Source organism: Flavobacterium sp. ZB4P23, from assembly GCF_003970375.1.
Lineage (GTDB): Bacteria > Bacteroidota > Bacteroidia > Flavobacteriales > Flavobacteriaceae > Flavobacterium.
In genome coordinates, this window is the sequence record NZ_RYDK01000004.1 from 76,230 (window position 1) to 91,623 (window position 15,394).

10 protein-coding genes are annotated in these 15,394 nt (G+C 37.1%); 5 read left to right on the forward strand and 5 right to left on the reverse strand.

Annotation, left to right across the window (positions count from 1 at the left end):
* Window positions 1–21: 21 nt before the first annotated feature.
* Window positions 22–1,818, reverse strand: coding sequence for a translation elongation factor 4 (gene lepA / locus EKL99_RS07830; protein ID WP_126452060.1), 1,797 nt, complete (start codon window positions 1,816–1,818; stop codon window positions 22–24).
* Between the two features lie 294 nt (window positions 1,819–2,112).
* On the opposite strand from lepA, the gene dusB reads away from it, so the two are divergent.
* Window positions 2,113–3,105: a tRNA dihydrouridine synthase DusB gene (dusB, locus tag EKL99_RS07835; RefSeq protein WP_126561434.1), complete on the forward strand. Its 993-nt coding sequence runs from the start codon at window positions 2,113–2,115 to the stop codon at window positions 3,103–3,105.
* Between the two features lie 122 nt (window positions 3,106–3,227).
* Here the strand turns inward: dusB and EKL99_RS07840 are convergent, their stop codons facing one another.
* Both EKL99_RS07840 and rbfA read right to left on the reverse strand, forming a co-directional pair.
* The gene (locus tag EKL99_RS07840) at window positions 3,228–4,427 is read right to left on the reverse strand and encodes an FtsX-like permease family protein (protein ID WP_126554014.1); all 1,200 of its coding nucleotides are present in this window, start codon (window positions 4,425–4,427) and stop codon (window positions 3,228–3,230) included.
* A gap of 3 nt (window positions 4,428–4,430) precedes the next feature.
* Entirely contained in the window at window positions 4,431–4,823 is a 393-nt protein-coding gene (gene rbfA / locus EKL99_RS07845) for a 30S ribosome-binding factor RbfA (RefSeq protein ID WP_126452046.1), read from the reverse strand.
* Window positions 4,824–5,380: 557 nt separating this feature from the next.
* On the opposite strand from rbfA, the gene EKL99_RS07850 reads away from it, so the two are divergent.
* From EKL99_RS07850 to EKL99_RS07860, 3 genes are read left to right on the forward strand one after another with little or no spacing between them, the layout of a single operon-like run.
* Complete coding sequence (locus EKL99_RS07850; protein ID WP_126576711.1) at window positions 5,381–8,218, forward strand: carboxypeptidase-like regulatory domain-containing protein; 2,838 nt, start codon at window positions 5,381–5,383, stop codon at window positions 8,216–8,218.
* A gap of 10 nt (window positions 8,219–8,228) precedes the next feature.
* Window positions 8,229–9,584 (forward strand): DUF5689 domain-containing protein, encoded by a 1,356-nt coding sequence (locus EKL99_RS07855; protein WP_126576712.1) that lies wholly within the window; start codon window positions 8,229–8,231, stop codon window positions 9,582–9,584.
* Window positions 9,585–9,644: 60 nt separating this feature from the next.
* Window positions 9,645–10,106 (forward strand): FKBP-type peptidyl-prolyl cis-trans isomerase, encoded by a 462-nt coding sequence (locus tag EKL99_RS07860; protein WP_126576713.1) that lies wholly within the window; start codon window positions 9,645–9,647, stop codon window positions 10,104–10,106.
* A gap of 326 nt (window positions 10,107–10,432) precedes the next feature.
* Here EKL99_RS07860 and EKL99_RS07865 read toward each other — a convergent pair whose 3' ends face one another.
* A complete protein-coding gene (locus EKL99_RS07865) occupies window positions 10,433–12,613 on the reverse strand; it encodes a glycoside hydrolase family 97 protein (protein WP_126563591.1) in 2,181 nt (726 codons plus the stop codon).
* 597 nt (window positions 12,614–13,210) lie between these two features.
* Here EKL99_RS07865 and hflX point away from each other — a divergent pair.
* A complete protein-coding gene (hflX, locus tag EKL99_RS07870; RefSeq protein WP_126456307.1) occupies window positions 13,211–14,461 on the forward strand; it encodes a GTPase HflX in 1,251 nt (416 codons plus the stop codon).
* A gap of 226 nt (window positions 14,462–14,687) precedes the next feature.
* Here the strand turns inward: hflX and truB are convergent, their stop codons facing one another.
* Window positions 14,688–15,389 carry a tRNA pseudouridine(55) synthase TruB gene (truB, locus tag EKL99_RS07875; RefSeq protein WP_126457614.1) on the reverse strand — a complete coding sequence of 234 codons (702 nt, stop codon included), beginning with the start codon at window positions 15,387–15,389 and terminating at the stop codon, window positions 14,688–14,690.
* Window positions 15,390–15,394 lie beyond the last annotated feature (5 nt).

Below are 15,394 nucleotides of genomic sequence, written 5' to 3' on the forward strand. Positions count from 1 at the left end.
ACGAGAAAAAACGTCAGGTCATTAATCATTCAACTTCAAAACAGCCATGAACGCTTCTTGCGGAATTTCAACATTTCCAACCAATCTCATTCGTTTTTTACCTTTTTTCTGTTTTTCCAATAATTTACGTTTACGGGAAATATCTCCACCATAACACTTAGCGGTAACGTCTTTACGCAATGCTTTTATTGTTTCGCGAGAAATCACTTTTACCCCAATAGCCGCTTGAACAGGAATATCAAATTGTTGGCGTGGAATCAATTCTTTCAGTTTTTCACACATTTTTTTTCCTATTTGATATGCGTTGTCGGCATGCATCAAGGAGGATAATGCATCCACAATCGTAGCGTTCAATAAGATGTCTACTTTCACTAAATTAGAAGTTCGCAACCCAATTGGCGTATAATCAAAGGAAGCATATCCTTTAGAAACGGTTTTCAAACGGTCGTAAAAATCAAATACAATTTCTGCCAATGGCATATCAAAAGTCAACTCTACACGTTCCGTAGTCAAATAGGTCTGATTCGTAATCAACCCACGTTTTTCAATACACAAACTCATTACATTTCCAACATAATCGGATTTGGTGATGATAGTTGCCTTAATAAAAGGCTCTTCCACGTGGTCTAAACGAGAGGGCTCCGGCAAGTCCGAAGGATTGTTTACAATAAGTGGAGTTGTTGGATCCTTTTTGGTGTAAGCCAAATACGAAACGTTGGGAACCGTAGTAATCACTGTCATGTTGAATTCACGCTCCAAACGCTCTTGGATAATTTCCATGTGCAACATTCCCAAGAATCCACAACGGAAACCAAATCCCAAAGCAGCTGAACTTTCCGGTAAAAATACTAATGAAGCATCATTCAACTGCAATTTTTCCATAGAGTTTCGCAACTCCTCATAATCTTCCGTATCCACAGGATAAATTCCCGCAAAAACCATTGGTTTTACCTCTTCAAATCCTTTAATTATATTCGTTGTTGGCGTTTTCGCATCTGTCAATGTATCACCTACTTTTACTTCTTTCGCTTCTTTAATTCCAGAAATTAAATACCCAACATCACCGGCTGAAATCACTTGTTTCGGAACTTGGTTTAATTTTAAAGTCCCAATCTCGTCTGCAAAATATTCGTTTCCGGTAGCCATGAATTTTATCTTCTGACCTTTTTTAATCTGACCATTTTTTACCCGGAAAATAACTTCGATTCCTCGAAATGGATTGTAATGCGAGTCAAAAATCAAGGCTTGTAATGGCTCATCAACACTTCCTTTTGGAGGAGGAATTCGATCGATGATGGCTGCCAAAATATTTTCGACACCAAAACCAGTTTTACCAGATGCATGAATAATATCTTCTAATTTACATCCAAGTAAATCAATAATATCGTCACTTACTTCCTCTGGATTCGCGCTTGGTAAATCTACTTTATTCAAAACCGGAATAATTTCCAAGTCATTTTCTAAAGCCAAATATAAATTCGAAATCGTTTGTGCCTGAATGCTTTGCGCTGCATCTACAATCAAAAGTGCGCCTTCACAAGCGGCAATCGACCGAGAAACTTCGTACGAAAAATCCACGTGTCCAGGAGTGTCAATCAAGTTCAAGATGTATTCTTGTCCTTTATACGTATATTCCATCTGAATCGCGTGACTCTTAATCGTAATCCCACGTTCACGTTCTAGATCCATGTTGTCCAGCAATTGCGCTTTTTCCTCACGAGCGGTAACGGTTTGTGTAGCGCCAAGTAATCGGTCAGCAAGCGTGCTTTTCCCGTGGTCAATATGTGCAATAATACAAAAATTCCGTATGTGTTTCATTTTCTGTTGATATCAAATTTATTTGGGTTTACCCTGATTTTTTTTCAGGGCGTGACCACAAGGGTCGGGCTTTCCGCTACAATCTTTTCCTTTTTTAAAGAAAAAAGGAAAAGGATTTCCACTGCAATCCCTCACGCAATCGCCAAACAGCGACTATTAATCTGCAAATATAAGCTAAATTCAACAGTTTCAAAGTCCCGAATTCGTAAACCAACACCTTTAATACGAAGTCTTTCTCCTTTCTTCTTTTATCCTTTCAGCTAAATGTCGTAATTTTGCAAAAAATTAAGGACGATGATCAAGATTGGCAACATAATATTACCCGAATTCCCTTTACTTCTCGCACCAATGGAAGATGTGAGTGATCCGCCTTTTCGCAGATTGTGTAAAGCGCACGGTGCCGATATGATGTATTCTGAGTTTATTTCTTCCGAAGGATTGATTCGGGACGCCATCAAAAGCCGCATGAAATTAGACATCTTTGATTACGAACGCCCCGTTGGGATTCAGATTTTTGGTGGAGACGAAGAAGCGATGGCCATGTCCTCTAAAATTGTGTCTGCCGTAAACCCGGATTTAATCGATATTAATTTTGGTTGCCCTGTTAAAAAAGTCGTTTGCAAAGGTGCCGGAGCCGGCGTTCTTAAAGATGTAGATTTAATGATTCGCCTGACTAAAGCCGTTATCGATAGTACCCATTTGCCGGTAACCGTAAAAACCCGTTTGGGTTGGGACGATAACTCCATTAATATTGATGAAGTAGCAGAGCGTTTGCAAGATATTGGTGTTGCTGCTTTGAGCATACACGCCAGAACTCGTGCCCAAATGTACAAAGGCCATTCCGATTGGTCGCATATTGCCCGAGTTAAAAATAATCCAAGAATCACGATGCCTATTTTTGGTAATGGCGACATTGATTCTCCGGAAAAAGCATTGCAATATAAAAATGAATATGGTATCGATGGCATTATGATTGGTCGTGCTGCCATTGGTTATCCTTGGATTTTTGACGAAATCAAACATTACTTTAAAACGGGAGAACATTTGCCAAAACCTACCGTTATTGATAGAGTCGAAGCAGTTCGAAATCACCTTACTTGGGCCATGGAATGGAAAGGCGAAAGATTAGGAATTGTGGAAACAAGACCACATTACACCAATTATTTCAAAGGAATTCATTCTTTTAAAACCCACAAGCAAAAATTAGTTACACTAGATCGTCCCGAAGAATTGTTCGCTGCTTTAAATGAAATCGAAGAAGCGTATGCGGGATATGAGTTGGTTTAAGCAGTATATATTAATCAACTTCTACCGCCAATTCGCTAATTTATAATAGCTTATTAATTAAACATCTTTGCTAAATCTAAAGAGTAATTTTTTTAAAAATTAGCGAATTAGCGGTAAAAAACTTACTCCAATAACTTCTTACTCACGCGACTACTTGCAATCAAGGATGCAATAAAGCCAAGCGTAATAATCGTCCCCATAACAATAAGTACATTTTCGAGAGAGAAAATCACAGGATAAGCCAGTGTAGGAGTAATCATTACAAGCTGAAGATGTTCTTGAAGTAGTACAATTATAATCCCTAAGGTTAGCCCAATAATTCCGCCAAAAACACTCAATAAAGTCCCTTGAAGCAGGAATATTTTTCGCAAATTTTTGATTTCAGTTCCCAAATTAAAAAGGGTTTTTAGATTCCCTTTTTTGTCTAAAATCATCATAATTAACGCGCCAATCAAGTTGAATAGTGCCACAACAATTACCAGAGTAAAGATTAAATAAACAACGATATTCTCGGTATTCAACATTTTGTAGAGCGAGTCGTTAAGTTGAGCCCTATTTTTTACGGTGATTTTATTCTTAAAAATAGTTTGAAGTTGATTTATAATAGCAGTTTCATCAGCACCAGTTTTTGCTTTGATTTCAATCCCGGAAACCTGATTGGTTTTGTATTCCAATAGTTCCTGCGCTAAACCCAAATCAGCAAAAACATATTTAGAATCTAAATCTTCGCTAATGGCGTAAATACCAACAGGAATTATATCCGTTTTGTTAAAGGCCTGTTCTTGATTTTCAATCGTGCCTTTTCCAGCTTTAGGCACCATTACTTCCAAATGATTATTAAAATCCAATAATCCCATCGAGAATTTCTGAGCAATTCCATACCCAACAACTACTTGATAGGTGTCAGGTTTAAACCATTGCCCATTGAAAAGTTTGGATTCAATAGCATTTACTTTGCTAAAATTAGCATCAACCCCTTTTAAGTACGTAACTTGTTGTTTTCCGTCAAAAGTAAATAAAACACGCTCTTCGATGATTTTGGTATACCAAGCAAGACCGTCTATTTTTTTGATTTGGCTTTCCTGATTGGGAGAAATCAAAAAGGATTTTCCTAAAGTGCTGCTTATTTTTAAATCCGGATCGATGTCATTGGTAAACGAAAGACTAAATACTTTTAGCCCGCTAAAAACGGATAAAACAACAAACAAAGCCATTGCACCAACAATAATTCCCATGCTGGCAATGCGATTGATGATGTTTATAGCATTGTTTTTACTATTGCTGAGGATGTATCGTTTGGCTATGTAGAGGGAGAAATTCAAACTTTATTGGAATCTGCGTTTGTCTAAAAGATCCCTGTTTTCTATAGGATTATCTCTGTTGGCTAACGCATTGTCAATTTTTTCAATGTAATCTAAAGAGTCGTCAATAAAGAAAACCAAATTAGGAACTTTTCTTAATTGCAAACGAACGCGTTGTGATAAATCATGTTTTATAGTTTTAGCATTGGACTTCACCGCCTCTAAAATTTCTTTGGCTTTGTCCTGAGGAAAAACGCTTAAATGTACTGTCGCCACTGATAAATCTGTAGTTACAGTAACTTTGGATACCGAGATAATTAAATTAGCTACTCCATTTTTTCTCACTTCACCTTGCAGAATATCAACCAAATCTTTTTGGATAACCCCACCTATTTTTTTCTGTCTATTTGTTTCCATAGTGCAAAAATACTACTTTTAAGTTTTATCCCGAAGTTTCGGGGCAAATTTTAAAAGTTACCTAACAATTGGTGCGTTTTTAGACGCTTTTTCCGAAGAATAAAAAAACACTTTAACTTTTATCAGGCCTTCAAATCGATAAAATCGCTAGTATTGGAAGCAAAAACAACAGATAATATTTGAATAAATAAGCTTAGGATCGTTTGAAAAGAATGAAAATTTTCAACTAAAACCGCGATGTTTTTGTATGTTTTTTATTTTTAACCTAAAGAGTAATTTATTTATTGAAAATCAATATGTTAGTGTTTTTTTTGTACATTTAACATTATAATTCGTTCGTGACAACAGGCTGAATTTTAAATACCACTTTTTTCAGCATTATAGTAGTAAGGTTTTATACTCTTTTTCCAAAATTCATTTTTAATTGTTTTCAAAGTTATTCCCTTTCGGATGACGCTTTCTATGTTTTAGTTCAACCGTTGCAATTCATTGTAACGGTTGAACTTTTTATTGGAATTTATAATTTTTATTAAATAGAACCCTCATCGTTTGAATATATGAATAATTTTTACATAGCTTTCTTTTTCATGGTTCAACTGGGATGCATTACGGCACAAAATAACACAGGCTTTTTTGGAAAAATCATCGATTCAAAAACGCAAATTTCGTTAGGTTTTGTGGTAGTCAGTGTTCAAAATACGACTTTAATGCAACTCACTAAAACGGATGGTAATTTCAGTTTTGATACCGTTCCCACAGGAAATATTTTGCTTCTGGTACACAGTCAGGGTTTCAAAGATGGCTTGTATCCCGTTGAAATTACCGAAGGACAAATGCTGGATTTGGGAACCATATCTTTAGAACAAGACCAATCCATAGAGCAGCAAAACAGTATCATCACACTTATTGAAAGTGATTTTGGCGAAGACAACAGCAGTTCCGAAAGTACTTCCGGACTCTTGCAATCCTCCCGAGATGCTTTTTTGCAAGCTGCCGCTTTCAACTGGGGACAAGCTCGTTTTAGAGTTCGGGGATTAGACAGCGAACATTCCACAATGATGATCAATGGCGTTTCCATGAATAAAATTTATGACGGCAGACCGCAATGGGGTGCATGGGGCGGATTGAATGACGCGCTACGTAATCAGGAATTTACCTTGGGAACTGCCCCTTCGGATTATACGTTTGGGGGTATTTTAGGGACACAGGAAATCAATACGCGAGCCTCTATTTACAGACCAGGTTCTCGAATTTCATTTTCTGGGACCAATACCAATTACAGTTGGCGCACCATGGCTACGCATGCTTCCGGAATGAATTCCCGTGGCTGGGCTTTTGTAGTTTCGGCAGGAAAGCGCTGGGCGCAAGAAGGGTATTTTGAAGGCAGCAGTTATGATGCGAATTCCTTTTTTATAAGTCTCGAAAAAAAAGTAGGCGAGAAGCATTCGTTGAATCTCACGGCACTGTACACTCCGAATTCCAGAGCCAAAAATTCCCCTAATACAGCTGAAGTTACCCAATTGACAAACGTAAAATACAATTCGTATTGGGGTTTTCAAGAGAATGAAAAAAGAAACGCCCGCATCAAAACCATTGAAGAACCCATGATAATGCTGAATCATTATTTTAAAATCAATGATAAAACCAATTTGAATTCGAGTGTGACGTATCAATTTGGAACAATTGCCAACAGCAACATCGATTATCAAAATGCGAATAGTCCTGATCCAACGTATTATCGAAATATGCCCAGTTATTACAGCTCTCTTTATGCGCCTGATAATGGAGAATTCTCGGGTGCATTTACTCCGGATTATGAAAATGCAGAAAAAAGTAAAGCGGAATTTTTAGCCAATTCGCAAATTGATTGGACCGCATTGTACCGAGCCAATCAAAATCCGGTTTTGGATGCTAATGGAACAATTACGGGCTACGAACCCACAAAAAGCAAGTATGTTTTGTATGAAGATCAAGTAGAAGATCAGACAGCGGTGGCCACAACAAATTTGAGTGCGCAACTGTCGGAAAATATTTTTTTGAATGCAGGAGCATCTTTCAAAAAACTAAAATCGCATAATTCACAAAAATTGTTGGACTTGCTTGGCGGTTCCTATTTTGAAGATATCGATGCTTTTTATAGTGGAAATCAATCCCAGTCTGATTTGAATAGTCCCGACCGTCAAGTAGTTGTTGGGGATACGTACGGATACAACTATAATTATTTTGCCAATACTGTAGAAGCGTTTACCCAATTCAAATTCACCTACAACAAAGCGGATTTTTATCTGGCCCAGCATTTTTCTACTGCCAATTATCAAAGGGAAGGTCTGTACAAAAACGGAATTTATGAAACCAATTCCTTCGGGAAAAACGAAAAAACAGCATTTGAAAACTTTGGCTTCAAAGCCGGATTCAATTTCAAAATCTCCGGCAAACAGCTGGTGACTTTTAATGCGGCACATTTAACCAAAGCACCATCTTTGAAAAATACGTTTGCGAATTCCCGATTGAATAATGCGATTGTAGACGGTATTGAAAGTGAGAACATCAGCAGTTTGGACGCCAGTTACATCTATCGTTCCCCAAAACTCAAAGCCAGACTAACTGCGTATTATTCCTTAATTAAAAATGCTACTCAAATTTCCTTTTTTTATGCCGAAGGAATTTTTGATGATGGCTCCGGTTATTTAAATACCGATGCTTTTGTGAGTCAGACATTAACACAATTGAATAAGAAAAATGTAGGGGCCGAATTCAGTTTGGAATACCAATTAAGCCAAACATTTAAAACCACTTTTTCGGCCGCTTTCGGGGAATATACGTATGACAGTAATCCAAGAGTGACTTTGACAAACGATGCTGAAGCAACTCCAGAAAATACCAGTCCGGTTTTTGATTTTGGAACGGCTTCCCTCAAAAATTATAAGCAAGCGGGAATGCCACAACGCGCATATTCCGTGGGAATTGAATATCGAGATCCAAAATATTGGTGGATTAGCGCCAATGTAAATTACCTCACCAACAGTTATATTGATATTTCTCCTATTTCCAGAACCGAAATATTTTATAAAAATCCCGCAAGCGGTTTCAATTTTCCAGAGGCAACGGAGGAACGGGCTACAGTACTTATAAAACAAGAAAAATTTGATCCAACGATGTTGCTCAACCTTGTGGGTGGAAAATCATGGAGAATTTACGGAAAGAATGTCGGGATTTTTGCCAGCATCAATAATGTACTCGATGTTACCTATAAAACGGGTGGTTATGAACAAGCCCGAAACGCAAATTTCAGACAAATTAATCAAGATGTTTCCAGTGGCACGCCTTCTTTTGGACCAAAATATTTTTACGGATACGGAAGAACGTATTTTGTCAATCTTTATATCAATTTATAAATTAAAGCACATGAAATCAATATTTTGCAAACCGGTTATATTTTTACTGTTGACAATCACTTTCAGCAGTTGCGTAACGGATGAGGTTGTGGCTCCAAAACTCATTTGCACCCAGCGGGATTTAGTTGTAAATAAAACAGTTAACGAAGTTCTTGCTGTTGCGAATGCCATTGTAACACAGTACAAATACGAGGATATCATCGAGGCGTATGTGGTTTCCAGCGATGAATCGGGAAATTTTTTCAAGTCGATTTCCTTTCAGACTTTGGCAACAGCCACAACGCCAGCCATAGGATTTAGCGTTCCTGTGGATGCTACCAACTTGTATATTGACTATAGATTGGGCAATAAAGTATATATAAAATTGAAAGATCAATATACGGATATTTCATTTGGCGGGATGCGTATCGGAAGTATTTTTGTGAATTCCTATAATGAAGGTGGCGTGGGGCGACTTTCACAAAATGAGTATAAAAAAGTGCTGAACGCTTCTTGTACAACCGTAAAGGAGGAGGTTTTGGTTCGGTCGTTAACCATGTCGGAACTGCTGAATGATTCTAATTTGAATACGTTGGTCGAATTGTCTGATGTTCAGTTTTCAGCTTTGGCCATAGGGCGTCATTATTTTGAGGAAACCAATAATGTGGGCGGTGCGACAAATTGGGGATTAGTAGATAAATTAGGCAATCAAGTCTATTTTAGAACGAGTAGTTTTTCTGATTTTTCGACTAAAGTTGTTCCCGAAGGAAGCGGAAAAGTAAGGGGAATTTTGACAAAATACGGAACGGATTACCAATTATTGCCGCGATCCGAAAAAGATGTGGTGATGACCGGAAGCAGAGCTGTTCCTTTTTTCTCCCAAGATTTTGAAAAAGTTGTCGATAAGTCGAATTTGAGTCTTCCCGGCTGGGCAAATATGGTTCAAAAAGGAACACTTTTCTGGAAAGGCACCGTTTATTCCGGTAACGGGTATGCCGAGTTTGCCATTAGCGGAACTAAAGTTGTTTCGAATGTGGCTTGGTTGATCTCGCCAAAAATTGACATGGATGTTCATACGAAAGAAGTCCTTACTTTTAGAAGCGCTCAGCATCATTTAGACGTTGATTCCCAGTTAAATTCCTTGGAAGTGTATGCTTCCAGTAATTTTGACGGATTGAATTTTGCAACTGCCACTTGGATTCCTTTAATGGTTAATTTGCCCAAACAAGCCACGCCTTGGTATCAATTTGTAGGAAGTGGCGCAGTAGATTTATCTGCATTCCAAGGTAAAATCAGCATTGCTTTTAAATATACAGGCTCCGGAAAAAACCTGGCTTTGGATGGCGCTTTTCAAGTAGATGACGTCCAGATTTTTGGTGATAAATAATTTTTATAAAAGACTTTGCTTGAATTACTATATTTGCAGCATTAACGTTTAAATTAAATTATGAAATCTACTTTATTAGCCCTAATTTCTTTATTATTTGTTTCTTGTTTATCGGATAACGAAGCATCTAAACCTGTTGATTACACGGTTCAAAACGAAAAAGAAATCGTGGATTACATTGCGAAAAATAAATTGACTGCCACAAAAACCGATTCAGGATTGTATTATGTGGTTAATGAAGCGGGAACTGGCGCTCAACCAACAGCTTCATCTAATGTAACAGTAGCCTACAAAGGATATTTTACTAATGGAAATGTTTTTGATCAAAGTGATGCTTCAGGCATTTCATTTGGTTTGAACCAAGTGATAAAAGGATGGACAGAAGGTATTCCCTTTTTTAAAGAAGGAGGAAGCGGAGTTCTTTTAATTCCTTCTCATCTGGGTTATGGAAGCAACGGTAGTGGACCTATTCCAGCAGGATCTGTTCTTGTTTTCAATGTTAAACTGATTAAAGTAAATTAGTTAAAGAGAAAGATAAAACTAAAAAAGGCTGTCTAGATTTTCTAGGCAGCCTTTTCTGTTTTATGAATTTATGTGGTAGAATGAATTACAATACACGGATTATTATTATGAACTCGTTGGGTGTAATTAAAGAAAATTTCAATTAATCTTTAATAAAAAATTTGAACCGCATAGAGACATAGAAAAAAGAGTAAGATAGCCTAATTCTTGGGTTCACATAGCTATGGTTTTCTAGGAAAAAGTGGAACGCATTACGGAATTTTAAAATCTATATTTCTATGTGGTTAAAAAATTAAACAAATTGAATTACACCCAACGGCTTATTATTATTTAATTTCAACGATGCTTATCGCATAACCTCCACCGGGCGCACTGAGTTGTGCCAGTTTTGATTTGTTAGTCACCGTCATTTTACGAATCGTATAGGCTTGTGGATTGGTTTTATAATGTGCCTCTTTTGCATCAGCATAAATAGTGGCAACATATTTTTTTCCTTTTTCCAAAAAATCAAATTTGATGGTTGATGTACGAGAAGTATCGCCATTTACATTACCAATAAACCAATTGTTCGTCACTTTTGCTTTACGCGCAACAGTAACATATTGACCAGGTTCTGCTTCAAGGTATTTGCTGTCAGACCAATCTACGGCTACATCTTTGATGAACTGAAAAGCATCAGGAAAGCGATCGTAATTTTCCGGCGTATCGGCTGCCATTTGCAACGGGCTGTACATCGTTACGTACAATGCCAATTGATTTGCAATCGTACTGTTGACATGGGAATTATTATCCGGATTCAATTTGCTTAAATCCATTTCAAAAATCCCAGGAGTATAATCCATCGGTCCGCCTACTAAACGGGTAAAAGGCAACACTGTCACGTGATTGGGTTTAGAACCACCAAAAGCTTGGTATTCTGTTCCTCTTGCTGCTTCGTTACCAATTAAATTGGGATAGGTTCTTGAAATTCCCGTTGGACGAACCGCTTCGTGAGCATTCAACATAATTTTATATTCGGCTGCTTTTTCCAAAGCATATTGAAAGTGATTGACAATCCATTGGCTGTAGTGGTTTTCGCCTCTTGGCATAATATCACCTACATAACCACTTTTTACAGCATCGTATCCATTGTCTTTCATAAACTGATACGCTTTATCCATGTGGCGCTCATAGTTACGCACAGATCCTGAAGTTTCATGGTGCATCATCATTTTAATACCTTTTGATTTGGCATATTCATGCAATCCTTTGACATCAAAATCAGGGTATGGCGTCAGAAAATCAAAAACATAATCTTTGGAATGACCAAACCAGTCTTCCCAACCTTCATTCCAGCCTTCTACTAAAACGGCATCAAAACCGTGTTTAGCGGCAAAATCAATGTATTTTTTTACATTAGTGTTGTTGGCACCGTGTTTTCCATTTGGTTTCGCTTTTGAAAAATCAGAAACGCCAAGTTGTACCGTTGGAAATTCATCCGTATACGCCCAAGAACTTTTTCCGGTGATCATTTCCCACCAAACACCTACATATTTAACGGGTTTTATCCATGATGTATCTTCAATTTTGCTTGGGTCATTCAAGTTCAATGTCATTTTTGAAGCCAGAATTTCTCTTGCGTCATCACTAACAATTATTGTACGCCAAGGCGAATGATTTGGGGCCTGCATGTATCCTTTGTCTCCTTTGGCATCTGGTGTTAACCAAGATTCGAATACCATATTTTTATCATCTAGATTCAAATGCATGCACGAATAATTGATTAATGCTGCTTCATGTAGATTGATATACAATCCATCTGCTGTTTTTAGCATTAGCGAAGTCTGTACTCCTGTTGTAGAAAAAGACTTTTGAGAAACATTTGCGGTAGTTGCTTTTTCTGATAAGCCTCGGATTTCCGATAATTTTGATGTGGTGTAATCGTATTCTTGAGTGTCATAATCACCCGGAATCCAAAATGCAGTATGATCTCCTGTCATGGCAAACTGAGTTCTTTCTTCTTTAATTACAAAATAAGTAAGGTTTTTTTGCGAAGGAAATTCATAACGAAATCCTAAACCATCGTCAAACAAACGGAAACGAATCACAATCTTTCTGTCTGTTTCTTTTTGATTTAAGGTTACTGCCAATTCGTTATAATGATTGCGAATGGAAGCTACTTCTCCCCAAACGGGTTTCCAGTTTTCATCAAAAGTAGCTGTTTGGGTATCTGTTATCGTGAAATTATTTAACAACGAATTTTTATCAAAAAGTAATTTTTTTTCAGCGGGATTAGTACTATATGTCAAATCAAACAACATTGTTTTTTTGTCGCTTTTTAGTTCAAGACCCAGTTTACTAGGTTTTATAACGACGTTATTTTTGTAGCTCAAAGTGTAACTTGGAGTGCCGTCACTTAACAATGAAAAATCCATTGTGAATTTTTGGTTGGGTGATTTTAATTGTTGTGCCGCAACGTTACTCAAGAACGTTAAAGTGAATAGTAGTGAAAAAAGATAATGCTTCATTTTTATTGAATATAAATTACTAGTTGATTTTTGGTTTTATAATTCGGCTTGATTTTTACGAGATCGTTTTATTTAAAACAGTAACAAAATTGTAGTTATCGCTGCAATTTCTTAAAAAGTAAAAGTAAACTCTTTATTGTTTATTTCACACTCTTTCCAGTGGAATAAAATTTGGAATGATGTACTGTTTTGTTCAATTTAATTGATAGTAAGTCAAAATTAGCGCCTAAACTGTTTTCAAATGATGCACTTTATTAAAATAGAACTAACATTTAATGTGCGTAAGACAAAAACAAGGGTTTTTAAAATAACTTCAAATTCGACAAATTTTTTTAGCCACGAATTATCCGAATTTTCACTGATTTTTTTGAAATCAAATGGTGATTTGTGGCAAAATTTTTCTCGTTCTGGAGTTAAATAGCAGTTTCATCTGGAGAAATACACGGCTGAATTTATTTTATTCGCAGAAAAACATTTCAGCAGTATAATTTTCGGATCGACAAAAAAACTATCATTATTTACGGCTTCTAATTTTTTATAAACCCAGAACTCAATAAGTCCCTGACAAATCATTAAATTTGTAACTTATTCAAAAATATGTTAGAAAAAGAAGTAATAAATTTCGAAAAGACGGCTATAGTTGGTATTGTAACTCAAAACCAAAGTGAAGAGAAGCTGCGCGAATATCTTGACGAATTAGAGTTTTTGACTTTTACCGCAGGAGGGCAAGTGGTGAAACGTTTTTCGCAAAAAATGGAACGTCCTAATCCCAAGACTTTTGTTGGTACCGGAAAAATTGAAGAGATTCATCTTTTTGTAAAAGAAAATGATATCTCGACTTTGGTATTTGATGATGAATTATCACCTTCACAACAAAAAAATATATCTAAAATCATAACGGAATGTAAAATTCTGGACAGAACGCACCTTATCTTGGATATTTTTGCGCAACGTGCTGAAACTTCGTACGCCAGAACGCAAGTAGAATTAGCGCAATGTCAATATTTATTACCAAGGCTTTCCGGAATGTGGACGCACCTTGAACGCCAAAAAGGGGGAATTGGAATGCGTGGTCCCGGGGAAACGGAGATTGAAACCGACAGACGTATTGTTCGTGACCGAATCGCGTTATTGAAAGAAAAAATAAAAACCATCGACAAGCAAATGGGTGTGCAGCGCGGCAATCGTGGCGCTATGGTTCGTGTGGCTTTGGTGGGATATACTAATGTGGGGAAATCAACCTTGATGAATGCCGTTGGTAAAAGTGATGTTTTTGTAGAGAATAAACTTTTTGCTACGCTGGACACCACCGTCCGAAAAGTAGTTATTAAAAACCTTCCTTTCTTGCTTTCGGATACGGTAGGATTTATCAGGAAATTGCCAACACAACTGGTTGATTCTTTCAAAAGTACGCTGGATGAGGTTCGCGAAGCGGATTTGTTATTGCACGTAGTTGATATTTCGCATCCTGAATTTGAAGATCATATTGCATCCGTAAACCAAACTTTATTGGATATTAAGGCAAATGACAAACCGGTAATTATGGTTTTCAATAAAATTGATGCTTACCAGCATTTGACTATTGACGAAGATGATTTAATGACCGAAAAAACGCCAAGACATTATACGCTGGAAGAATGGAAATCGACTTGGATGAGCAGAGTAGGCGAGCAAAATGCGTTGTTTATTTCGGCTACTAACAAGGAAAATTTTGAGGAATTCAGAGAACGTGTTTATGAAGCCGTACGTCACATTCACATTACCCGTTTTCCGTACAATAAGTTTTTATATCCGGATTATAAAGACGCGGTGGAGAAAGAAGACAAAGACGCGGAAGAAATGGAATAATTTTCTCCAAAACATAAAATAAACCAATCCCTTTTGAAGTTTTAAGAGGGATTTTTTTTGGGCATGCCCAGCTGTATCAGGTTGTACGCTGCACAACAAGTTCTCATAAAACGTGGCTGAACGAAGTAATTAAAAAAAGATATAATTAGGGATGAATTAATTTGGAAATTATTCTCGTTTTAAAAAAGCAACTAAGAATGTTGTTAGGGTTGAAAGTCTCAAAACACTAATTATTGGAGTCTAAATTATTTTCAAAAACAGTAACAGCTACACCATTCTTTACATCATAATCGCCAATTTTGGTTCGGCGTAAAGCCGTTAAGTGCGAACCAGAACCCATGGCTTTTCCAAAATCAAATGCCAAGGAACGAATGTAAGTTCCTTTGCTGCAAACTACTCTAAAGTCTATTTCAGGAAGTGCAATTCTGGTGATTTCAAATTCGTGAATCGTTGTTTTTCTGGTGGCAATTTCAACAGTTTCTCCTGCTCTGGCATGTTCATACAAGCGCACGCCATCTTTTTTTATAGCCGAATAAATAGGGGGTTTTTGATCTATTTCGCCTAGAAACTGTTTTATGGTATCATGGATTAAAGCATCATCAATATGATCTGTCGAGAAAGTTTGATCGATCTCCGTTTCTAAATCATACGAAGGCGTAGTCGCTCCAATGTAAAAAGTTCCGGTATATTCTTTGGCTTGACCCTGAAGTTCAGTGATTCTTTTAGTGAATTTTCCGGTACAAACTAACAGTAATCCGGTTGCCAAAGGGTCTAACGTTCCAGCGTGACCTATCTTGAATTTTTTTGGCAGATTCAGTTTAGTGATTAATGCCCATTTCAATTTATTCACCGCCTGAAATGAGGTCCAGTTCAAGGGCTTGTCAATCAGTAAAATTTGTCCGTTTTGGTAATCTTCGGCTGTCTTCAAAAGGA

Excerpts from the sequence above, each read along its gene's own strand:
- lepA (WP_126452060.1), bottom strand. The coding sequence starts at position 1,818 with ATGAAACACATACGGAATTTTTGTATTATTGCACATATTGACCACGGG.
- dusB (WP_126561434.1), top strand. The coding sequence starts at position 2,113 with ATGATCAAGATTGGCAACATAATATTACCCGAATTCCCTTTACTTCTC.
- rbfA (WP_126452046.1), bottom strand. The coding sequence starts at position 4,823 with ATGGAAACAAATAGACAGAAAAAAATAGGTGGGGTTATCCAAAAAGAT.
- EKL99_RS07850 (WP_126576711.1), top strand. The coding sequence starts at position 5,381 with ATGAATAATTTTTACATAGCTTTCTTTTTCATGGTTCAACTGGGATGC.
- EKL99_RS07855 (WP_126576712.1), top strand. The coding sequence starts at position 8,229 with ATGAAATCAATATTTTGCAAACCGGTTATATTTTTACTGTTGACAATC.
- EKL99_RS07860 (WP_126576713.1), top strand. The coding sequence starts at position 9,645 with ATGAAATCTACTTTATTAGCCCTAATTTCTTTATTATTTGTTTCTTGT.
- EKL99_RS07865 (WP_126563591.1), bottom strand. The coding sequence starts at position 12,613 with ATGAAGCATTATCTTTTTTCACTACTATTCACTTTAACGTTCTTGAGT.
- hflX (WP_126456307.1), top strand. The coding sequence starts at position 13,211 with ATGTTAGAAAAAGAAGTAATAAATTTCGAAAAGACGGCTATAGTTGGT.